The sequence below is a fragment of the Streptomyces sp. NBC_01077 genome, assembly GCF_045162855.1.
GTDB lineage: Bacteria > Actinomycetota > Actinomycetes > Streptomycetales > Streptomycetaceae > Streptomyces.
This window is the reverse complement of record NZ_CP108669.1, coordinates 3785367-3807757: the sequence shown is the minus strand read 5'-3', so window position 1 is coordinate 3807757 and position 22391 is coordinate 3785367. Positions and strand designations below refer to the sequence as shown.

The following is a 22391-nucleotide window of genomic DNA, read 5'->3' as shown; positions in this document are numbered from 1 at the left end:
ATACACCCCAGGAGGACCCGACCATGAGCAGCAGCGACCAGAACACCCCGCGCGGCCCGATCGACTCGTCCCGCATCCCGCGGTACGCCGGTCCCGCGACGTTCGCCCGGCTGCCGCGACTCGACGAGGTCGGCACCGCCGACATCGCCGTGGTCGGCGTCCCCTTCGACAGCGGTGTCTCCTACCGCCCCGGCGCCCGCTTCGGCGGCAACGCCATCCGCGAGGCCTCCCGCCTGCTCCGCCCGTACAACCCGGCGCAGGACGCCTCCCCGTTCGCCCTCGCCCAGGTCGCGGACGCCGGTGACATCGCCGCCAACCCGTTCAACATCAACGAGGCCGTCGAGACGATCGAGGCCGCGGCGGACGACCTGCTGAACTCCGGCGCCCGCATGATGACCCTCGGCGGCGACCACACCATCGCGCTGCCGCTGCTCCGCTCCGTCGCCAAGAAGCACGGCCCCGTCGCCCTGCTCCACTTCGACGCGCACCTCGACACCTGGGACACGTACTTCGGCGCCGAGTACACCCACGGCACCCCGTTCCGCCGCGCCGTCGAGGAGGGCATCCTCGACACCGAGGCGCTCTCCCACGTCGGTACGCGCGGCCCGCTGTACGGCAAGCAGGACCTCACCGACGACGAGAAGATGGGCTTCGGCATCGTCACCTCGGCGGACATCTACCGCCGCGGCGCCGACGAGGTCGCCGACCAGCTGCGCCAGCGCATCGGCGACCGCCCGCTGTACATCTCGATCGACATCGACTGCCTCGACCCGGCCCACGCGCCCGGCACCGGCACCCCGGAGGCGGGCGGCATGACCTCCCGCGAGCTCCTGGAGATCCTCCGCGGCCTCTCCTCCTGCAACCTGGTGTCGGCGGACGTCGTCGAGGTCGCCCCGGCCTACGACCACGCCGAGATCACCGCGGTCGCCGCCTCCCACACCGCGTACGAACTGACGACGATCATGTCCCGCCAGATCGCGGCGAGCCGCGCCTCCGGCGCGAAGTAACCTCCGGGGCGGTAGCGGGCTCAGGTGCGGGGTGGGGTGCGGCCCGGTGGTCGGGTCGTGCCCACCCGTTCCGCCCTGCGGAACGCCTGCCCACGACCTGAAGGGACACCCTCCATGACCCACGACCACGACCTGGTGCTGCGCCCCACGGAGGCGCAGACGACCGCCGCGCTCAACCCGCCCGCAGGGCGCAACGGCGGCGACCTCGTCGTCGAGACCCTCACCGGCCTCGGCGCCACCACCGTCTTCGGCCTCCCCGGCCAGCACGCGCTCGGCATGTTCGACGCCCTGCGCCGCTCCGCCCTCCGGTACGTCGGCCTCCGCGTCGAGAACAACGCGGGCTTCGCCGCCGACGCGTACGGCCGGATCACCGGCGAGGCGGCCCCGCTGCTGCTCTCCACCGGCCCCGGCGCGCTCATGTCGCTCGCCGCGCTCCAGGAGGCGGCCGCCGCCTCCGCCCCCGTCCTCGCGATCGGCAGCCAGATCCCCGTCGCCGGGCTCGGCGGCGGCCGGCACGGCTACCTCCACGAGCTGCGCGACCAGCAGGCCTCGTTCCGGGACGTCGTGAAGTCCGTCCACACGGTCCGTACGCAGTCCCAGATCCCGTCCGCCATCGCGGCGGCCTGGGAGTCGGCGCTCACCGCCCCGCACGGGCCGGTCTGGGTGGAGATCCCGCAGGACGTCCTCCTCGCGGAGACCACCCTGCCCGTCGTGACCGCGATGGACGCGACGCCCGAGGAGGTCGTTCCGCGCCCCGAGCTGACCGCGGTCGCGGCCCACCTCCTGGCGAACGCCGAGCGTCCGGCGATCATCGCCGGCGGCGGAGTGGTCCGCTCCGACGCCTCCGGCAAGCTCCTCGCGCTCGCGGAGCGCCTGGACATCCCCGTCGTCACCACCTTCGGCGGCAAGGGCGCCTTCCCCTGGGAGCACCCGCTGTCGCTGCAGTCCTGGCTGGAGGACCGGCACACCACCGACTTCCTGGAGGACGCCGACGTCCTCCTCGTCGTCGGCTCGGGCCTCGGCGAGCTGTCGTCGAACTACCACACGTTCGCGCCGCGCGGCCGGGTGATCCAGATCGAGGCGGACGCAGGGAAGCTGGAGTCCAACCACCCGGCGCTCGGCATCCACGCGGACGCCCGCCTGGCCCTCCAGGCGCTCCTGGAGACGGTCCCGGAGCGCCGGGACCCGACCGCCCCGGAGCGGGTCTCGGCCGTTCTGACGAAGGTCAGGGACCGGATCGCGGCCCAGGACCTGGGCCTGGAGCAGCGGATCGTCGCGGCCGTACGGGAGGCGCTCCCGGACCGGTCCCCGAGCTTCTGGGACATGACGATCCTGGCGTACTGGGCGTGGTCTGCCTTCGACGCGAAGCACCCGAACACCATGCACTCCGCCCAGGGCGCCGGCGGCCTCGGCTACGGCTTCCCCGCGGCGCTCGGCGCGGCGGCGGCGGACCCGAGCCGGCCGGTCCTCGCGGTGTCCGGCGACGGCGGCGCGATGTACTCGATCGCGGAGCTGGCGACGGCGAGGCAGTACGACCTCGACGTGACGTGGCTGATCGTCGACGACGGCGGCTACGGCATCCTGCGCGAGTACATGACGGGCGCGTTCGGCGAGGCCACGGGCACGGAACTGTCCCGCCCGGACTTCGTGGCCCTGTCGGAGTCCTTCGGCGTCCCGGCGACCCTGACGACCCCGGAGACCCTGACGACGGACCTCGCGAAGTCCCTCGCCACCCCGGGCCCGTCGGTCGTGGTCCTCCCGGCCCTCCTGAGGATGTTCGAACCGACGCACCTGTGAGCGCGCCGCCCGGGGTCCGGCCCGGCCGGACCCGCCCGAAGCCCGGCCGGACCCGCCCGAAGCCCGGCCGGGCTCCTAGGACTCCCGGCCGGACCCGCCGGGACCTTCGACCGGACATCGCCCCCGATTTGTTGCAGCGGGATGAAATCGCAGCCCACCCGTGTTGGGCCTTCCGGTAGAGCAGGACGAACGGGAGGCCACTCGTGGCGGCGGTCGGGGAAGAACAGCGGGGCTGGGCGCGCAGGCTCGCCGGGTACGCGTGGCGGTACAAGGCGAACACTCTGCTCGCGCTCGGATCCTCGCTGGTCGGCATGGCCGTGCTCGCTCTCGTGCCGCTGGTCACCAAGGTGATCATCGACGATGTCATCGGGACGAAGACCCGGGACCTCGGCGTCTGGACCGGCCTCCTCATAGCCGCCGCCGTCCTCGTCTACGCCCTCACCTACGTCCGCCGCTACTACGGCGGCCGCCTCGCCCTCGACGTCCAGCACGACCTGCGTACCGACATGTACGCCACCATCACCCGGCTCGACGGGCGGCGGCAGGACGAGCTGTCGACCGGGCAGGTCATCGGGCGGGCCACCAGCGATCTCCAGCTGATCCAGGGCCTGCTCTTCATGCTCCCGATGACCATCGGGAACGTTCTGCTCTTCCTCATCTCGCTGGGCGTCATGGCCTGGCTGTCCCTTCCGCTGACCCTCGTCGCCCTCGCCGTCGCCCCCGCCCTCTGGTTCATCGCCAAGCGCAGCCGTACCCGCCTCCACCCCGCCACCTGGCACGCGCAGCAGCAGGCCGCCGTGGTCGCCGGGGTCGTCGACGGGGCCGTGACCGGCGTCCGGGTCGTGAAGGGCTTCGGCCAGGAGGACCAGGAGACCGGCAAGATCCGCGAGGCCGGGCGGAAGCTGTTCGCCGGCCGGCTGCGGACGATCCGGCTGAACTCGAGGTACACCCCGGCCCTCCAGGCCGTCCCCGCCCTCGGCCAGGTCGCCGTCCTCGCCCTCGGCGGCTGGCTCGCCTACCGGGGCCAGATCACCCTCGGCACCTTCGTCGCCTTCTCCGCCTACCTGGCCTCCCTCGTCGGCCCGGTCCGCATGCTCGCGATGGTCCTCACCGTCGGCCAGCAGGCCCGCGCCGGCGTGGAACGGGTCCTCGACCTCGTCGACACCGAGCCGGTCATCAAGGACGGGACCAAGGAGCTGCCCGCCGACGAGCCCGCCACCGTCGAGTTCGACGACGTCTCGTTCGCGTACCAGGACGGGCGTCCCGTCCTCGACGGGTTCTCGCTGGAGATCCGGGCCGGTGAGACCGTCGCCGTCGTCGGCGCCTCCGGTTCCGGCAAGTCGACCGTCTCGCTGCTCCTGCCCCGCTTCTACGACGTCACCCACGGCGCCGTCCTCGTCGGCGGCCACGACGTCCGCGAGCTCACCCTCGACTCGCTGCGTGCCGCGATCGGCCTCGTCCCCGAGGACTCCTTCCTCTTCTCCGACACCGTCCGCGCCAACATCGCGTACGGCCTCCCGGAGGCCACCCAGGAGCAGATCGAGACCGCCGCCCGCGCCGCCCAGGCCGAGCGGTTCATCGCCGAGCTGCCCGAGGGGTACGACACCAAGGTCGGCGAGCACGGCCTGACCCTCTCCGGCGGTCAGCGCCAGCGCGTCGCGCTCGCCCGCGCGATCCTCACCGACCCCCGGCTCCTCCTCCTCGACGACGCCACCTCCGCCGTCGACGCCAAGGTCGAGCACGAGATCCACGAGGCCCTGAAGTCGGTGATGGCGGGCCGTACGACCCTGCTCATCGCGCACCGCCGCTCCACCCTCGGCCTCGCCGACCGCATCGCCGTCCTGGAGGACGGCCGGCTCGCCGACATCGGCACCCACGCCGAGCTGGAGGAGCGCTCCCCGCTCTTCCGGCGGCTGCTCACCGACCCCGACGAGCTGGGCGCCGTCTCGCCCGGCCGCGTCACCCCGGCCGAGGTCCCCGAGGACCGCACCCTGCGGGCCGAACTGGACGCCGAGTTCGACGCCGAGCGGGGCATCACCCCCACCCTGTGGGTACGGGACGAGACCGCCGACCGGGAGAGCGAGGCGCCCGGGGCCACCCCCGAGCTGCTCGCCGCCGTCGAGGCCCTGCCGCCCGCCGACGACACCCCCGGCATCGACGAGGCCCGCGCCGTGTCGCCCGAGGACGCCTACGGTCTGCGCCGGCTCCTGCGCGGCTTCGGCGTCCCGCTGCTCATCAGCCTCGGTCTGGTCGCCCTCGACGCGGGTGCCGGACTGCTGCTTCCGGTCCTGATCCGGCACGGCATCGACGAGGGCGTGAACCGGCTCGCGATCGGCGCGGTCTGGGCGGCGTCCGCGCTCGCCCTGGTCACCGTGCTGGTGCAGTGGGTCGCGCAGACCGCCGAGACCCGGATGACCGGCCGTACCGGCGAGCGGGTCCTCTACGCGCTGCGTCTGAAGATCTTCGCCCAGCTCCAGCGGCTCGGTCTCGACTACTACGAGCGCGAGCTCACCGGTCGGATCATGACCCGGATGACCACGGACGTGGACGCCCTGTCCACCTTCCTGCAGACGGGCCTGGTCACCGCCTTCGTCTCCGTCGTGACCTTCTTCGGGATCATGGTCGCACTGCTGGTGCTCGACCTCCAGCTCGCCCTGGTGGTCTTCGCGACCCTGCCGGTCCTCGCCGTCGCCACGTACTACTTCCGCCGCTCCAGCGTGAAGGCGTACGAGCTTGCGCGCGAGCGGATCAGCGTCGTCAACGCCGACCTGCAGGAGTCCGTCTCCGGGCTCCGGATCGTGCAGGCCTTCCGCCGCGAGCAGTCCGGCGCGGCCCGGTTCGCCGAGCGCAGCGACTCCTACCGCGAGGCGCGCGTCCGGGGCCAGTGGCTGATTTCCATCTACTTCCCGTTCGTCACGCTGCTGTCCTCGGCGGCCGCCGCGGCCGTCATGATCGTCGGCGCGAACCGGATCGAGGCCGGCTCGCTCACCACCGGCGCGCTCGTCGCCTACCTGCTCTACATCGACCTGTTCTTCGCCCCCGTGCAGCAGCTCTCGCAGGTCTTCGACGGCTACCAGCAGGCCGCCGTCTCGCTGAAGCGGATGCAGGAACTCCTCCAGGAGCCGACGTCGACGGCCGCCGCGCCCGCGCCCCTGGACGTGCTGTCCCTGCGCGGCGAGATCGCCTTCGAGGACGTCTCCTTCGCGTACGGGGGAGAGGACGGCGCCCCGAAGGACGAGACCGCCCTCACCGGCATCGACCTGCGCATCCCGGCCGGCCAGACCGTCGCGTTCGTCGGCGAGACCGGCGCGGGCAAGTCCACCCTGGTCAAGCTGGTCGCCCGGTTCTACGACCCGACGGGCGGCCGGGTCACAGCCGACGGCACCGATCTGCGGGACCTCGACCTCACGGCGTACCGCCACCGGCTCGGCGTCGTTCCGCAGGAGGCGTACCTCTTCGCCGGGACGATCCGTGACGCCGTCGCGTACGGCCGTCCGGAGGCGACCGACGCCGAGGTGGAGGCGGCGGCCCGCGCGGTCGGCGCCCACGACATGATCGCGACCCTCGACGGCGGCTACCTCCACGAGGTCGCCGAGCGGGGCCGTAACCTCTCGGCCGGTCAGCGCCAGCTCATCGCGCTCGCCCGGGCCGAACTCGTCGACCCGGACATCCTGCTCCTCGACGAGGCCACGGCGGCCCTGGACCTGGCCACCGAGGCCCAGGTCAACCAGGCCACCGACCGCCTCGCCGGACGCCGTACGACGCTGGTCGTCGCCCACCGGCTGACCACCGCCGCCCGCGCCGACCGGGTGGTCGTCATGGACCACGGCCGGGTCGCGGAGGACGGTACCCACGAGGAGCTCCTCGCCCTGGACGGCCGGTACGCGGAGCTGTGGCGGACGTTCATCGGCGAGTCCGTGGACGAGGAGGAGCCGGAGCGGGTGTGAGGCGGGCCGCCAGGCCGTGACTGAGTACGGGCCGCCCGGCGGGATGAGTATCCGGGCGGATTCCGGACCACCGCCCCGGCGGCTTGGATCGGGGCATGAGCCACCAGCCCCGCACCCGCGCCGCCTCGCCCGTCCCCATCACCCCGCCGGACGTCGAGGGCGCGCGCCTGCGGAAGCGGTCCATGATCGGGGCCGGGCTGTTCCTGCCCGCGAGCCTGCTCGCCGGCATCCTGGTTCTCACCCGGGAGAACACCGCCCGCTGCCTCGCCTACGGGAGGGCCTGCGACGGCACCCCCGGGTCCTTCTACCTCGCGAGCCTGGTGATCGGCCTCGCGGCCCTGGTGACCGTGCAGAGCACCTCCCGCGCCGACGTCCGCCGGGCGGCGTTCTGGACCCAGCTCGGCGCCGAGGGCGTCTTCCTGCTCTTCCTCCTGACCGCGTTCTCCTAGGGACCCACTCGTAGGAACCCACGCCGGAGGCAACCATTCCGGAGGCGGCTGCGTCGTATGCCCGTACGTCCGTACACCCGTACGGTGATCCACTCGGGAGGGGAAACGCATGCCCACGGACACGAAGAACGCCCGACGTGACCGACGGCTGCTCGCCCGTGTCCTCGCGCCGCTCCTCACCGCCCTCGCGCTGATCATGACCCCGGCCACCCTCGTCCCCGGCGCCGGTGCCACCACCGCCGAGGCCGCCTCCGTCTGCCAGGGCCGCCCCGCCCGGACGATCGCCTTCGCCACCGGCGAGCTGCGCCTCTACCGGACCCGCCACTACGCCTGCGCCGTCACCGTCGCCAAGCGCCCCGGTGCCGCGCGCGCGATGGCCGTCTCCCTCCAGCCGCGCGGCGGCCGGCCCGCCGTCCAGTCCGGACGCTTCGGCCGACAGGCCGGGCCCGTCACCGTCCACGCCCTCAACCGCTGCGTCCGGGCGAACGGTTCGGTGGCCGGTCAGGGCGCGTCCACCGGCTGGATCCTGTGCTGATGTGCAGGAAAGTCCAAGGGTAAGGACCAACTGGGGCTGGCGGTCCACACGTTCCCCCCGCTAGGTTCGCGACACCGTTGTGAACCAAGGGGAGGGTGAATGCGCAAGTCGCTGAGATGGGCGCTGTCGCTTTCGGTGCTCATAGGCACCGTGGCACCGACCGGCGTGGCTACCGCCGCGGACACGGACACGGGCAGCACGGCCGTCGTCGACTCGCAGAGCACGGACATCAAGGACCGCATCCTGGCGATCCCCGGGATGAGCCTGATCGAGGAGAAGCCGTACGCCGGCTACCGCTTCTTCGTCCTGAACTACAAGCAGCCGATCGACCACCGGCGCCCGTGGGCCGGCACGTTCGACCAGCGGATCTCCGTCCTCCACAAGGACACGAGCCGCCCGACCGTCTTCCGTACCAGCGGCTACTCGCTGAGTACGACACCGAGCCGCGCCGAGCCGACCAGGATCATCGACGGCAACCAGGTCTCCATGGAGTACCGCTTCTTCACGCCGTCCCGTCCGCAGCCCGCCGACTGGTCGAAGCTCGACATCTGGCAGGCGGCCAGCGACCAGCACCGGATCTTCACCGCGCTGAAGAAGATCTACGGCCAGAAGTGGCTCTCCACCGGCGCCTCCAAGGGCGGTATGACCGCCACCTACTTCGAGCGCTTCTACCCGCGTGACATGGACGGTGTCGTCGCCTACGTCGCCCCGAACGACGTGGTCAACAAGGAGGACTCGGCCTACGACCGGTTCTTCGAGACCGTCGGCACCAAGGAGTGCCGCGACCGCCTCAACAACCTGCAGCGCGAGGCCCTGGTCCGCCGCGCCCCCCTTGAGGCCAAGTACAAGGCGTGGGCCGAGTCGGAGGGCGTCACCTTCAACACGGTCGGCACGCTCGACAAGGCCTACGAGGCCGTCGTCCTCGACTTCGTGTGGGGCTTCTGGCAGTACTACGGCGAGGACGTCTGCGACCAGATCCCGGTGGCGAAGACCGCCACCGACGACGAGGTGTACGGCACGATCGACGCCTTCTCCGGCTGGGCCGCCTACACCGACCAGGGCCTGGAGCCGTACACCCCGTACTACTACCAGGCGGCGACCGAGCTCGGCTCGCCCACCATCAAGCAGCCGCACCTCAAGGGCCTGAGCCGCTACGGCTACCAGCCCGCGAGCAACTTCGTGCCGCGCGAGATCCCGATGAAGTTCAAGCAGCACGCCATGCGTGACGTCGACAGCTGGGTCCGCAACAACGCGGACAAGATGCTCTTCGTCTACGGCGGCAACGACCCGTGGGGCTCGGAGAAGTTCCGCCTCGGCAAGGGCGCGCGCGACAGCTACGTGTACGTGGCGCCGGGCGCCAACCACGGTGCGAACGTCGCCGGGCTCGTCGAGGCCGAGCGGGACAACGCCACCGCCCGCATCCTCGCCTGGGCCGGCGTCCCCGCCCCGGCCGTCCAGGCGGCGCAGCCGCTGGCCCGCTTCGACGCGCGCCTCGACAAGCCGGTCGACGAGGACACGACGCGGGAGCACGGCCTGCGGCCGTAATGGTTCCCGGGAGGGGGTGGGGTGCGTCCGGCGGCGCACCCCACCCCCTCCGTCGTACCGGTCCCGTCAGCGGTACGACAGGCCGTACCCCACCGGGTGGAGCACCTTCGTCGGGTCGTCCGCGCTCTGCACGGGGACCGGGAGGCGGCCCCGTGGCCGGGCCCGGCCGGCCAGGACCCGTACGGCGGCCCGGAGTTCGACATCGGTCCAGGAGTAGGCGGCGAGCGTCGCCCGCTGCCCACCGAGCCGGGCGATGTCGTACGGGTTGCGGATCGCGATCGTCACGACGGGCACCCCGGTCGCGACGAGCCGCGCCACGAGCGTGCGCTGCGGGCTGGTCGCGGTGACGTTGTACGTCCCGACGACGACCACGTCCTTGCCCGCGGCCGCCGCCACCGCCTCCTCGATCTTCGCGGCCGTCGGGGTGATCCCGGTGGAGAGCGCCGTCGCGGTGAAGCCCAGCTCCGTCAGGGCGGTCGCGAGCGTGGTGGTCGGCGGACCCGTCGTACCGGAAGGGGAGGCCGGGTCGGCACCGACGACGAGGACCGAGCCGTGACGGGCCGGGCTCAGGGGCAGGAAGCCGCCCTCGTTGAGCAGCAGGGTCGTGGTGGCCTCGGCGATCCGGTCGGCCTGGGCGAGGTGGGCGGCGGTGCCGACCACCCGCTCGACGCCGGCCCGGGTGACGTACGCGTTCCGGAACAGGCCCAGCTTCGCCTTGAGCCGCAGAATCCGCAGGATCGATTCGTCGAGCCGGTCCTCCGTCAGCTCGCCGTCCCTGACGGCCTTCAGGACCGCGTTCCAGGCCACGTCCAGCTTCGGCGGGTTGAGCAGCTGGTCCACACCGGCCTTCAGAGCCAGGACCGGGACGCGCTCGTCGCCGTACTTGGTGCGCACCCCCTCCATGCCGAGCGAGTCGGTGACCACCACGCCGTCGTAGCCGAGCTGCTCGCGCAGGATGCCGGTGAGGATCGGCCGGGACAGCGTCGCCGGGTCCTCGCTGGGGTCGAGCGCCGGGACCACGATGTGCGCGGTCATGATCGAGTCGATCCCGGCCGCGATCGCGGACCGGAACGGCGGGGCGTCGAGCTCGCTCCACTGCGCCCGGGTGTGGGTGATCGTCGGCAGCCCGTAGTGGCTGTCGACGGCGGTGTCGCCGTGCCCCGGGAAGTGCTTGGAGGTCGCCGCGACCCCGGCCCGCTGGTAGCCCTTGACCTGCGCGGCGACCAGACCGGCGACCGCCGCCGGGTCCGAGCCGAAGGAGCGGACGCCGATGACCGGGTTGGCCGGGTTGACGTTGACGTCCGCGACCGGGGCGTAGTTCTGCCGGATGCCGACGGCCGCGAGCTCCTCGCCCGCGATCTGCGCCGCCTTGCGGGCGTCCGCGTGCGAGCCCCCGGCGCCGAGGGCCATCGCGCCGGGCACCAGGGTGGCGGGCTCGCCGACCCGGCAGACGATGCCGTGCTCCTGGTCGGTGGAGATGAGCGCGGGGACCGGCGTGGGCTGTGCGAGAGCGGCCTGCTGGATGCCGTTGGAGAGCGCGGCGATCTGCTGCGGGTCCCGGGTGTTGTGGGCCCAGGAGAAGTAGATGACGCCGCCCACGTGGTAGCGCTCGACCAGTTCGGCGGCCGTACGGACGCCGATCTCCAGGAGGTTGGCGTCGATGTCGGCCTGGTCGGGTGCGGTCGCCGAGTGGCCGTACACCCGCATCACGAAGAGCTGGCCGACCTTCTCCTCGAGGGACATGCGGTCGATGATCCGCCGGAGCTTCCGGTCGTCGTGCCGGTCCTGCCCGGCGTGGGCGGGGGTGCTCACCCCGGTGACGGCGGCCGCTGCCGCGGCGGCGGTCACCGTGAGGAGGGTGCGTCGGGAGGGGGCGGGGGCGCGGTGGTGCACTGATGCTCCTTCCGGCCGTGCGAGGTTGAAGGAACCCGTGTCGGGAATCCCCGGAAGCCACCTCTGAAGGAAACTTCCAAGGGTCACGGATAGCCCGAAAGTAACTGCCAGGTCAAGGACCCGCGCACGAATCACCCACGGCGGCGATCCCGGGCCAGAGTTCCTGGAGCGTACGGACCGTCTCCCGGATCGCCGGGCGCCGCGCCGCCCCGGTCCGCCACATGGCGTGCAGGCGGCGCGTCGGCATCGGGTCGAGCCGCACCGGCGTCACCTCAGGCGGCAGCGTGCCGCGCCCGAGGCGCGGCACGAGCGCGATCCCCAGACCGGCCGCGACCAGCGCCACCTGCGTGTGGTTCTCCTCCGCCTGGTGCACGATCAGCGGCTCGAAGCCCGTCTCCCGCAGCGTCCGTGTCAGCCAGTCGTGGCAGACCGTCCCCGGCGGCTGCGAGATCCACCGCTCCGCCGCCAGCTCCTCCCGGCGCACCGAGTCCCGCGCCGCGAGCGGATGGTCCCGGTGGACGAGGATGTCGCACAGATCGTCGCCGATCACCGCCTGCTCGACCCCCGGCGGCACCGGCAGCGGGGCGATGTCCCAGTCGTGCGCCACCGCCAGATCGATCACCCCCCGCGCCACCAGATCGATCGAGACGTGCGGGTCCACCTCCGAGAGACGGGCGTCGACATCGGGATGGGCCCGGGCCAGCTCCGCGAGCACCCGGGGCATCAGGCCGCGCGCCGCGCTCGCGAAACAGCCGATCGCCAGCCGTCCGGCGGGCCGGCCGCGCCGCTCTTCGAGCCGTACCTCCGCCTCCTCCACGAGGGCGAGCAACTCGCGTGCTGTGGAGGCGAGTTGATGGGCGTCATCGGTCAGCCGGATGCCCCGGCCGCTGCGTTCGAGCAGGGTCGTACGGGTCTCCCGCTCCAGCTTCGCGATCTGCTGGGAGACCGCGGACGGCGTGTAGCCGAGGGCGGTGGCGGCGGCGCCGACACTGCCGTGGACGGCGACGGCGTGCAGGGCGCGCAGACGGCCGAGATCCAGCACGGTGCGTCCTCCGGGTGGTCGGCGTGACATGGATGAAGCGTTGCTACATCCCACCATGAAGGAACCCGTGCTGGTGCTACACAGTCGCGGCGACCATGCTCAACGTCATGCGCCCCGCCCACCTCGCCCTCGCCGCCCTGGTCGCCGCCGTCTGGGGAGTCAACTTCGTCGTCATCGAGATCGGCCTCGACCACTTCCCGCCGCTGCTCTTCTCCGCCCTCCGCTTCCTCGCCGCCGACCTGCCGGCCGTGTTCCTCGTGGGCCGGCCCACCGTGGCCTGGAAGTGGATCCTGTCGGTCGGACTCGTCCTCGGCGTCGCCAAGTTCGGGCTGCTCTTCACCGGCATGGACCTCGGCGCCCCCGCCGGACTCTCCTCCCTCGTCCTCCAGGTCCAGGCCGTCTTCACCGCCCTCTTCGCCTTCGCCGCACTCGGCGAACGCCCCGGCCGCCTCAAGACGGCGGGCATGGGGGTCGCCCTGGTGGGCATCGGCGTGGCCGCGGTCGACGAGGGCGGGGCCGGATCCCTCACGGGCTTCGTCCTGGTGATCGGCGCGGCGGTCTGCTGGGGCGTCTCCAACGTCCTGACCCGCAAGGCCTCCCCGCCCGACGCGCTCAACTTCATGGTGTGGGTCAGCACCGTGCCCGTCCTGCCACTGCTCGGCCTGTCCCTCCTCCTGGAGGGCCCGGAACGCGACCTCGCCGCCCTGCGCAGCCTCGACTGGACCGGTGTCGGCGTCATCGTCTACGCCGCGTGGATCACGACCGTCTTCGGCTTCGGCGCCTGGGGCTGGCTGCTGCGCCGCTACCCGGCCTCGTCCGTCGCCCCCTTCTCCCTCCTCGTCCCCGTCTTCGGCATGTCCTCCGCGGCGCTCGTCCTGGGCGAAGGGGTGAGCCCGGCCCGCTGGTGCGCGGCGGCGCTCCTTGTCGGGGGAGTGGCGCTGACGTCGTTCGCCCCGCGCCGCCGGGCCGCGAAGAATTCCGTGGCGACCGCGCACCCCGTGGCCGTATCGTCGACCGGCCGTCCCCTCGGCGAGGAACGGCGCACGACCAGCCAGGAAAGGCCCGCATGACCTTCGAGCACATCACCGTCGACGCACCCGAACCCGCCCCCGGCACCGTCCTCCTGAGCGGCATCCCCGGCAGCGGCAAGTCGACGGTCGCGGCGGCCCTCGCGGCCCGCTTCGCCCGGGCGGCGCACATCGAGGTCGACGCGCTCCAGTCCCTCATCGTGAGCGGCTGCCACTGGCCGACCCCGGACGGCGACCCGGAGGCGGACCGCCAGATCCTGCTGCGCGCCCGCAACGCCTGCCTGCTCGCGGACAGCTTCACCACGGCCGGCTTCCTCCCGGTCGTCGACGACGTGGTCGTACGCCGCTCCCACCTGGACTTCTACCGCGCCCGGGCGACGGGCCCCCTGCACCAGATCTTCCTGGCCCCGGGCCCGGCCAAGGCCTGGGAACGCAACAACGCCCGCGACAAGCGCCTGACGACCGACTGGACGTTCCTGGACGAGGCGATGCGCGCGGAGCTCTCGGGCGAGGGCGTCTGGATCGACAACGCGGACCTGACGGTGGCGGAGACGGTGGACGCGGTCCTGGCGGCGACGGGCCTGACGCCGCAGAAGTAGCCCGTCGGGTCCCCACCGAGGTGGGGACCCGACGGGCTACGACTTCATCGGCTTCGCGGTCAGGCGAACATGTCGGCGAGGAGCTCGGGGCCGATGACGATGGGGGCGGGCCGGTAGGCGGGCGGCAGCGTGCCCATCAGCTCGCGGACCAGGAAGTCCCAGCAGCGGGTGCGGACGTGGGCGATGCAGTCGATGAAGGTGTGCTCGGCACCGGGCACGATGTGCAGTTCGAAGTCCTTGCCGGCGGCGAGGAGCCGGTCGGCGAGCCGCAGGGTCTGGTGCGGGTGGACCTGGTCGTCCATGTCGCCGTGGATGAGCAGCAGCTTGCCCGCGAGGCGGTCGGCGAGGTCCAGGCTGGAGGTCCGGTCCCAGGCCTCGGTGTTGTCCGCGCCGTCGTAGGACTCGACGAAGCCGGCGTTGAAGGAGCGGGCGTCGTGGGAGCCGGAGAGGGCGGCCCCGACCTTGTACACCTCGGGGAAGTCCAGCATCGCCCGCGCCGCGGCGAACCCGCCTCCGGAGTGGCCGAAGACACCGACCCGCTCCAGGTCCATCCACGGCCGGGTCTCGGCCAGTTGGCTCAGGGCCGCGGCGTGGTCGGCCAGGCAGCCGGCGTCGGCCAGGTGGCCGAAGGAGGCGTCGTGGAAGGCCTTGCTCCGTCCCGGGGTGCCCCGCCCGTCGAGCGCGATGACCACGAAGCCGAGTGCGGCGAGGGGTTCGGCGTCCATGCCCATGCCGCCGGGGTCGAAGCACGGGGCGACCCGGTTGACCTGCGGGCCGGGGTAGAGGTTGTCCACCACCGGGTAGCACTGGGTGGGGTCGAAGCCCCGCGGCCGGTAGAGCACACCGTAGATGTCGGTCTCTCCGTCGGCCGCCTTGACGCGGAAGCGTTCCGGCGCGGTCCAGCCGGTGGCGGTGAGCTTGGCGATGTCGGCGCGCTCCAGCTCGACCAGCACCCGCCCGGTCCAGTCGCGGACCGTGATGACCGGTGCCGTGTCGACCGTGGACGCGGAGTCGATGAAGTACTCCCGGTCGTACGGGCTTTCCGGCAGTGTGGCGATGTGGTCGAGCGTGTCGTCGGTGAGCTTGGCGAAGCCGGAGCCGTCCAGGCCGACGCGGCACACCGTACGACGGTAGGGGTCCTCGTCGACGAGCCCGGAGGCGGTGAAGTACACGACCCGCTCGGTCTCGTCGACGCGCAGGATCTGCCGCACCAGCCACGGCCCGGAGGTGACCTGGCCGAGCAGGGCGCCGGTGTGCAGGTCGTAGCGGTAGAGGTGGCCCCAGCCGTCCCGCTGCGAGTACCACAGCACCTCGTCGGCGAGCACGCGCACGATCGGCGGCTCGGTCATCCACTGGTTGGGCTCCACCCGGGTCGCCCCGGACTCGCTGACCACGGTGGTGACCTCACCCGTGCCGGGGTCGAGGCGGTTCAGGGTGAGGGAATGCTGGTCACGGGGCCGGGCGAGGAAGTACACGGCCGAGCCGTCCGCCGCCCACCACGCCCACTTGACGGTGATCGGCGACACGTGGGTCATGGTCAGCGGCTCGGTCTGGGCACGGACCACCGTGCCCTCGGCGACGTCGAGGACGACCAGCTCGGCCTGCGGCAGGTGCTCGTCCCCGGCGTACGCGAACCGCTGGGTGTGCAGGCGGGGCGCACCGCCGTCGGCGGGCCTGGCCTCCACGAGCTGGGTCTCTCGGACCTCGCGCTCGTCGGTCCGGTGGGCGAGGACCTTCGTCGAGTCCGGCGACCAGGCCACCGCGGGCGGCAGATAGGGCACGCCGAGCTTGCGCAGCAGGGTGGCGTTGCCGGTCGCGGCAGGGCCCGGACCGTACGCGTGATCGGGGGCGCCGTCGGTGGTCAGCGGCCACTCGCGGCCGTCGGACAGCGACCGCGCCCACAGGTCGTGCCCCCGCTGGGACACCGCCGACTTCCCGTCGGGCGACGTCACGTCCAGCGGATTGCCCGGGACGGAGAACTCGGCCGGCTCGCAGACGTAACTGTCCAGGTCGCAGCGCCAGTACGCGCCGAACGCGACGAACTTGACGTCGTCCGCGGTCAGTTCGATGCCTATGAACGGCAGGGCCTCGGGGTCGACCTGCTGCTCGGAGGCGGTGGCCAGCGCGGCGGCCAGCCGGGCGTGGTCGAAGACCGGCTCACGGGTGCCCGCCGCCGGGTCGACCAGCACGAACCGCCTGCCGACCCCGTTGCTCACCGCGTACCAGAACCGTGCGCCGCCGTCGATCCACTGCGGCCTGACCTTGTCACCGACGACGAGCTCGCCCGGGCGGGCGGGACGGCGGAGAAGCTGCTCGGCGGCCTGGTAGTTCTGAGTAGTGCTCATTCTTCTTGTCCGTCCCCGTTGTCGGTCGATGTTGATCTTGATCAGAGTCGCGCCACTGTAGCGGTTCAGAGGCTGCGGGCGGTGATGTCGCCGTAGGAGGTGGTGGCGTGGATGTTGAGGCCTGCGGTGGCGCCGTCGGTGTGGGTGAGGGCGTTGTGGATGCGGCCGTAGGCGGTGCCGGCGTCGAGGGTGGCGGAGACGCCGCGGGCGGCGCCGACGGTGATCTCGCCGGACTGGGTGGTCAGGGTGACCGTGCCGCTGACGGCTTCGGTGATGCGGAGGTCGCCCTTCTGGGTGCTGATCTCGGCGGGGCCGCCGAGGCGGCCGACCGTGATGTCGCCGGCCTGGAGGGTGAGGCGGGCGGTGGCGGTCTCGTCGAGGTTGACCGTGCCCTGTGCGCCCTCGATGGTGACGTCGCCGAGGCGTCCGACGCCGCGGAGTTCGGCGGCGGCGGTCTTGGCCTCGACTCGGGAGCCGGCGGGCAGCTGGACGGTCACCTCGACCGATCCGGAGTCGCCCAGGATCCGGTTCTTCGCCGGGGCGGCGGTGATCCGCAGGACGCCGTCGGCGTACTCGACGGTGATCTGCTCGGCGGCCTTCACGTCGGCGCCCTTGGCGGCGTTCGCGGGGCGGACGTCGACGGTGGCGTCGGCCCGGTCGGCGGCGATGAGCTGGATGCGGCCGGCGGGGATGTCGAGGACGGTGGAGATCGCGGCGGTGGTGGCGAACTTCTGCAAGGTTCTTCTCCTTCTTGGGGCGGGCCCACTCTCGGGCCCGCCGTTTCCGATGAAGGAAAAGCTACGTTGCGTTCATGAGTCTGGCAACGCACTCGTTGCGCCAAATCGGCATTCGTGCAGGTAGATGCCAGGATTTCGTTGCAACGGTTTCGAGGCTAACGCAATGACCGAACGCCGTTGCGTTGCAATGGAGTGAAGGTGAACGCTATGCGGGGGGCGGTGCGTCCGCCGCCGCGGGCAGGGCGCGCCCCGGAGGCGGCGGGCGGGGTGTGCCTCAGGGGCCGCGGACGGGGGGTACCCGAGGCCGCGAGCGGGCGCGACCCGGAGGTCGCAGGTAGGGCGCGACCCCGAGGCCGCCCCGCGACCACCTGCTTCCGAGGTCGCCCCGCGACCACCTGCTCCGAGGCCGCCCCGCGACCACCTGCTTCCGAGGGCGCCTCGCGCCCCGTTACTTCCGAGGCCGCCCCGTGGACCCCCGTACCACCAGCTCCGCCGGGACCCGCGCCAGGCCGCCGGCCGGGGGCTCCTCCGTGCCCATCGCCAGGCGGCCCGCCCGTGCCCCCGCCTCGTGCAGGGGGAGGTGGACCGTCGTCAGGGACGGGACCGCGTCCACCGAGAAGGGGAGATCGTCGAAGCCCGCCACGGACACGTCGCCCGGGATGTCCAGGCCCCGTTCCCGCAGGGCCGCGCAGACGCCGAGGGCCACGGTGTCGTTGGCGGCGACGACCGCCGTGAGATCCGGGTCGCGGGCGAGGAGTTCGGCCGTGGCCTCGTAGCCGGCCTTCCGGTCGTACGCGCCGTGGACCGTCGGCCCCTCCGTGATCCCCGCCGCTGCGAGCGCCGCCCGGTGGCCCTCCAGGCGGTGCCGGGTCGTCGTCCGGTCGGCCGGGCCGGCCGCGTAACCGATGCGCCGGTGGCCGAGTTCGAGCAGGTGCTCGGTGAGGCGGCGGGCGCCGGCGCGGTTGTCGAAGACGAGCGCCGCCGCGTTCGCGTCGCCGACGGCCGGCGGTCGTCCGCACAGCACGACCCGGGTCCCCGCCTCCGCCAGCTTGGCCAGCTTGGCGGTCGTCGCGGCCAGGTGCTCGGGGTCCTCCAGTGAGCCGCCCATGAGGATCACGGCGGCGGCCCGTTGCCGCTGGAGCAGGGTGAGGTAGGTCAGCTCGCGTTCGGGGGAGCCGCCCGTGTTGCAGACGACGGCGAGCTTCTCGCCGCCGCCGCGACCCGATCCGCTCTCCCCGATGGCGGTCTGTGCCGCGCTCGCCATGATCCCGAAGAAGGGGTCGGCGATGTCGTTGACGAGGACGCCGACGAGGTCGGAGGTGGCGGCGGCGAGTGAGCTCGCGGGCCCGTTGAGGACGTAGTCCAGCTCGTCCACGGCCCGCAGGACCCGCTCGCGGGTCGACGCGGCGACCGGGTAGTTGCCGTTGAGGACGCGGGAGACGGTGGCGGGCGAGACCCGTGCGCGAGCTGCCACGTCCGCCAGGGTGACGGTCATCGTGTGCGTACCTCCAGGGCCCTTGTCGACGGCGATGTCGGCAGGCTAGCGTCATCGTCGATGGAAAGCGCTTTCTATCGAGGCGCGGAACACCGGGGAGAGGAACCTTTCGTGACACGCAGGACAGTCCGCATCGCCATGAACGGCGTCACCGGACGCATGGGACACCGCCAGCACCTCGTCCGCTCGATCCTCGCCCTGCGCGAACAGGGCGGCCTCGACCTCGGCAACGGCGAGACCCTCTGGCCCGAGCCGGTCCTCGTCGGCCGCCGCGAGCCCGCCCTGCGCGCGCTCGCCGAGCGCCACGGCCTCACCGAGTGGTCGACCGACCTCGACGCCGTCCTCGCCGACGACACCATCGACATCTACTTCGACGCCCAGGTCACCTCCGCCCGCGCGGAGGCGATCACCAAGGCCATCCAGGCCGGCAAGCACGTCTACACCGAGAAGCCGACGGCGGCGGACCTCGCCGGCGCCCTGGAACTCGCCCGGCTCGCCACCGAGAAGGGCGTCAAGCACGGCGTCGTCCAGGACAAGCTCTTCCTGCCGGGCCTGCTCAAGCTGAAGCGCCTCATCGACGGCGGCTTCTTCGGCGAGATCCTGTCCGTACGCGGCGAGTTCGGCTACTGGGTCTTCGAGGGCGACTGGCAGGACGCCCAGCGCCCCAGCTGGAACTACCGCAGCGAGGACGGCGGCGGCATCGTCGTCGACATGTTCCCGCACTGGGAGTACGTGCTCCACGAGCTCTTCGGCCGGGTCACCAGCGTCTCCGCGCACGTCGCCACGCACATCCCGCAGCGCTGGGACGAGCAGGGCAAGCCGTACGAGGCCACCGCCGACGACGCCGCGTACGGCATCTTCCAGCTGGAGGGCGGCGCCATCGCCCAGATCAACTCCTCCTGGACCGTCCGGGTCAACCGCGACGAGCTCGTCGAGTTCCAGGTCGACGGCACCCACGGCTCCGCCGTCGCCGGACTGCGCAACTGCCGGGTCCAGCACCGCTCGGCCACCCCCAAGCCGGTCTGGAACCCGGACATCCCGGCGACCGAGCCCTTCCGCGACCAGTGGCAGGAGATCCCCGACAACGCCGAGTTCGACAACGGCTTCAAAGCCCAGTGGGAGCTGTTCCTGCGGCACGTCACCCTCGGCGAGCCGTACCACTGGGACCTCCTCGCCGGCGCCCGCGGCGTCCAGCTCGCCGAACTCGGCCTGCAGTCCGCCGCCGAGGGCCGCCGCCTCGACGTCCCGGAGGTGAGCCTGTGATCCGCCTGCCCGCCATCGGCGGCGGCGTACGCGAGTACGCGCCCCGCACCGAGCCGCTGAACCTGGGCGGGAGCGGCACCCTCACCTCCCGTACGGTGTTCTCTGCCGCCCATGTCGTCGCCGACCCGTACGCCGACACCACCCCCGACTCGGCCGCCGCCGTCGACTGGGACGCCACCCTCGCCTTCCGCCGCCACCTCTGGTCCCACGGCCTCGGGGTCGCCGAGGCCATGGACACCGCCCAGCGCGGGATGGGCCTCGACTGGACCGGCGCCGCCGAACTGATCCGCCGCTCGGCGGCCGAGGCGAAGGCCGTCGGGGGGCAGATCGCCTGCGGCGTCGGCACGGACCAACTGACCGGCGCGGACCGACCGACCGGCCCCGCCGGGCTGGCAGCGGTCCGCAAGGCGTACGAGGAGCAGCTGGCGCTCGTCGAGGAGACCGGCTCCCAGGCCATCCTCATGGCCTCCCGCGCCCTCGCCGCCGCGGCGGCGGGCCCGGACGACTACCTCGACCTGTACGGCCATCTCCTCCGCCAGGCGAGCGAGCCGGTGATCCTGCACTGGCTCGGCCCGATGTTCGACCCGGCACTCGACGGGTACTGGGGATCGGCCGACCTCGACACCGCGACCGAGACCTTCCTGGAGGTCATCGCCGCACACCCCGACAAGGTGGACGGCATCAAGGTCTCCCTCCTGGACGCCCGGCGCGAGGTCGAACTCCGCCGCCGCCTCCCGGAGGGCGTGCGCTGCTACACGGGCGACGACTTCCACTACCCGGAGCTGATCGCGGGCGACGAACAGGGCTTCAGCCACGCCCTGCTGGGCATCTTCGACCCGCTGGCACCGCTGGCGGCGGAGGCGGTACGGACCCTCGACACGGGGGATGTAAACGGTTTCCGTGCCACCCTCGACCCGACGGTCGCCCTCTCCCGCCACCTCTTCCAGGCCCCGACCCGCTTCTACAAGACGGGAGTCGTCCTCCTGGCCTGGCTGGCCGGCCACCAGGACCACTTCACGATGGTCGGCGGCCTGCAGTCCGCCCGCTCGCTCCCGCACCTCGCGCGCGCCTACGAACTGGCCGACGGCCTGGGCCTGTTCCCGGACCCGGCGCTCGCGGAGGACCGGATGAGGTCCCTGCTCACGGTCCACGGAGGACTGCGATGAACCTCGACCGCTTCAGCGTCAACCAGATGACCGTCAAGCAGCTCGCCCTGCCCGAGCTGGTCACCCACTGCGTCCGCCTCGGCATCACGGGCGTGGGCCTGTGGCGCGAACCGGTCCAGGAGTACGGGGTCGAGGCGGCGGCCGACCTCGTACGGGACGCGGGCCTCACCGTCACCACCCTCTGCCGGGGCGGCTTCTTCACGACGGACGGCTGGCTCGCGGAGAACCGTGCGGCGATCGACGAGGCCGTGACCCTCGGCACCGACACCGTCGTCCTGGTCTCCGGCGGCCTCACCCCCGCCTTCCCGGACCTGGCCTCGGCCCGCGCGCGCATCACCGAGGCGATCGGCGAACTCGCCCCGTACGCGGGGGAGCGCGGCATCCGCCTCGCCGTCGAACCCCTCCACCCGATGTACGCCGCCGACCGTTGCGCGGTCTCCACCCTGGACCAGGCGCTGGACATCGCGGAGCACTTCCCGGCCGAGCAGGTGGGCGTGGTGGTCGACACGTACCACCTCTGGTGGGACGACCGGGCCCCGGCGGCGGTGGAACGCGCGGGTGCGGGCGGCCGTATCCACTCCTTCCAGCTCGCCGACTGGACCACCCCGCTCCCGGCGGGCGTCCTGACCGGCCGGGGTCAGCTGGGCGACGGCGCGATCGACCTCCGGGCCTGGGCCGACCTGGTCGAGAAGGCGGGCTGGACGGGCCCGGTGGAGGTCGAGATCTTCAACGACGACCTGTGGTCGAGGGACGGCGTGGAGGTCCTGGAGGAGACGCTGGAGCGGTTCCTGGGGGTGTGACCGACGGGGGCGGGCGGGAGCGCGGCGCGGGAGGTCAGCGTGGCGCGGGAGGTCAGCGGGGCGTGGGAGGTCGCGGGGCGCGGGCCGCTTCCGCGGTGCCGAGTCGCCCCGGTCGGGCGCGGGTTACTTCCTGGGCCCGCCGCCCAGGATGTCTCCCAGTCCGCCGGCCGCGGCGCCCCCGCCCTTCTTCGTCGCCGCGCGCTTCGTCATGACCGCGAGGACCACGGGGACCAGGATGTCGACCGCCCGGGTCACCGTGGCCGCCGGGATGCCGGTCCTCTTCGCGATCGCGTTCGCCGCCGGGCGGGCCAGCTTGCCGAGGACACCGGCCATGAGGCCGCCGGCCGCCAGGCCGCCGAAGGAGGCGACGCCCTGCAGCGGGGGCTCGGCCGTGGTCACCTCGTCGACGGCGGCGCGGACCTCGTCCGCGCTGGACGGTTCGGCCGCCGCCATGCGCAGCTCGCCGGAGAGCTCGGACACCGAGCTGCCCACGAGCTCCTGCGCCCCTGCGGCGTCCGTGCCGAGCAGTCCGGCGATCTCCTGGAGCCTGTCGTCGCCCAGCTCGTTCAGGACGTCGTCCTCGAAGGATTCACTCATGCCGGAAACGCTACGACCTGCCCCCTTCGTCGGCACGCCGAGAGCGCCGCGGGGGAACCCTCCCGCCCGCGCGGGGCGTCCTGGGACGGGGGGGGCGGGTGTGCCGGACTGGCTGTTCGTGGTCTTGATCCCGGCCGGGATGATCG

Annotated in this window: 17 protein-coding genes; 11 read left to right on the top strand and 6 right to left on the bottom strand. The window is 72.6% G+C overall.

From position 1 onward, the window contains the following. Positions 1-23 precede the first annotated feature (23 nt). The 6 genes from speB to OG462_RS16920 all read left to right on the top strand — a co-directional run bounded on the left by speB (position 24) and on the right by OG462_RS16920 (position 9280). A complete protein-coding gene (gene speB, locus OG462_RS16945) occupies positions 24-1007 on the top strand; it encodes an agmatinase (protein ID WP_406058421.1) in 984 nt (327 codons plus the stop codon). A 114-nt stretch (positions 1008-1121) separates the two neighbouring features. Further along, complete coding sequence (locus tag OG462_RS16940) at positions 1122-2804, top strand: thiamine pyrophosphate-binding protein (protein ID WP_406058419.1); 1683 nt, start codon at positions 1122-1124, stop codon at positions 2802-2804. A gap of 203 nt (positions 2805-3007) precedes the next feature. Continuing rightward, positions 3008-6751 carry an ABC transporter ATP-binding protein gene (locus OG462_RS16935; RefSeq protein ID WP_406058417.1) on the top strand — a complete coding sequence of 1248 codons (3744 nt, stop codon included), beginning with the start codon at positions 3008-3010 and terminating at the stop codon, positions 6749-6751. Between the two features lie 95 nt (positions 6752-6846). Beyond that, positions 6847-7200, top strand: a complete 354-nt coding sequence (locus tag OG462_RS16930) for a hypothetical protein (protein WP_406058415.1) — start codon at positions 6847-6849, stop codon at positions 7198-7200. A gap of 109 nt (positions 7201-7309) precedes the next feature. Beyond that, positions 7310-7735 (top strand): hypothetical protein, encoded by a 426-nt coding sequence (locus OG462_RS16925; RefSeq protein WP_406058413.1) that lies wholly within the window; start codon positions 7310-7312, stop codon positions 7733-7735. A gap of 99 nt (positions 7736-7834) precedes the next feature. Continuing rightward, positions 7835-9280, top strand: a complete 1446-nt coding sequence (locus tag OG462_RS16920; RefSeq protein ID WP_406058411.1) for an aminopeptidase — start codon at positions 7835-7837, stop codon at positions 9278-9280. Between the two features lie 66 nt (positions 9281-9346). Here the strand turns inward: OG462_RS16920 and OG462_RS16915 are convergent, their stop codons facing one another. Then, positions 9347-11173 carry a glycoside hydrolase family 3 protein gene (locus OG462_RS16915; RefSeq protein WP_406058409.1) on the bottom strand — a complete coding sequence of 609 codons (1827 nt, stop codon included), beginning with the start codon at positions 11171-11173 and terminating at the stop codon, positions 9347-9349. A 112-nt stretch (positions 11174-11285) separates the two neighbouring features. Next, the gene (locus OG462_RS16910) at positions 11286-12215 is read right to left on the bottom strand and encodes a LysR substrate-binding domain-containing protein (RefSeq protein ID WP_406058407.1); all 930 of its coding nucleotides are present in this window, start codon (positions 12213-12215) and stop codon (positions 11286-11288) included. A 107-nt stretch (positions 12216-12322) separates the two neighbouring features. Here OG462_RS16910 and OG462_RS16905 point away from each other — a divergent pair, with 107 nt between their 5' ends. Together OG462_RS16905 and OG462_RS16900 are read left to right on the top strand one after the other, a co-directional pair. After that, complete coding sequence (locus tag OG462_RS16905; protein WP_406066577.1) at positions 12323-13285, top strand: EamA family transporter; 963 nt, start codon at positions 12323-12325, stop codon at positions 13283-13285. Continuing rightward, a complete protein-coding gene (locus OG462_RS16900; protein WP_406058405.1) occupies positions 13282-13842 on the top strand; it encodes an AAA family ATPase in 561 nt (186 codons plus the stop codon). Before OG462_RS16905 ends, OG462_RS16900 begins: the two co-directional genes overlap by 4 nt. A gap of 59 nt (positions 13843-13901) precedes the next feature. On the opposite strand, the gene OG462_RS16895 is transcribed toward OG462_RS16900, so the two are convergent. The 3 genes from OG462_RS16895 to OG462_RS16885 all read right to left on the bottom strand — a co-directional run bounded on the left by OG462_RS16895 (position 13902) and on the right by OG462_RS16885 (position 18419). Continuing rightward, positions 13902-16187, bottom strand: coding sequence for a DPP IV N-terminal domain-containing protein (locus tag OG462_RS16895; protein ID WP_406058403.1), 2286 nt, complete (start codon positions 16185-16187; stop codon positions 13902-13904). A 65-nt stretch (positions 16188-16252) separates the two neighbouring features. Further along, positions 16253-16924 (bottom strand): DUF4097 family beta strand repeat-containing protein, encoded by a 672-nt coding sequence (locus OG462_RS16890; RefSeq protein WP_406058401.1) that lies wholly within the window; start codon positions 16922-16924, stop codon positions 16253-16255. Between the two features lie 448 nt (positions 16925-17372). Continuing rightward, positions 17373-18419 (bottom strand): LacI family DNA-binding transcriptional regulator, encoded by a 1047-nt coding sequence (locus OG462_RS16885; RefSeq protein ID WP_406058399.1) that lies wholly within the window; start codon positions 18417-18419, stop codon positions 17373-17375. 111 nt (positions 18420-18530) lie between these two features. Here OG462_RS16885 and OG462_RS16880 point away from each other — a divergent pair, with 111 nt between their 5' ends. From OG462_RS16880 to OG462_RS16870, 3 genes are read left to right on the top strand one after another with little or no spacing between them, the layout of a single operon-like run. Continuing rightward, positions 18531-19682, top strand: a complete 1152-nt coding sequence (locus tag OG462_RS16880) for a Gfo/Idh/MocA family protein (RefSeq protein WP_406058397.1) — start codon at positions 18531-18533, stop codon at positions 19680-19682. After that, entirely contained in the window at positions 19679-20848 is a 1170-nt protein-coding gene (locus OG462_RS16875; RefSeq protein ID WP_406058395.1) for a dihydrodipicolinate synthase family protein, read from the top strand. The genes OG462_RS16880 and OG462_RS16875 overlap by 4 nt, the downstream gene beginning before the upstream one ends. Then, a complete protein-coding gene (locus OG462_RS16870; protein ID WP_406058393.1) occupies positions 20845-21648 on the top strand; it encodes a sugar phosphate isomerase/epimerase family protein in 804 nt (267 codons plus the stop codon). Before OG462_RS16875 ends, OG462_RS16870 begins: the two co-directional genes overlap by 4 nt. Before the next feature lie 123 nt (positions 21649-21771). On the opposite strand, the gene OG462_RS16865 is transcribed toward OG462_RS16870, so the two are convergent. After that, positions 21772-22245, bottom strand: coding sequence for a DUF937 domain-containing protein (locus tag OG462_RS16865; protein WP_406058391.1), 474 nt, complete (start codon positions 22243-22245; stop codon positions 21772-21774). Positions 22246-22391: the final 146 nt, after the last annotated feature.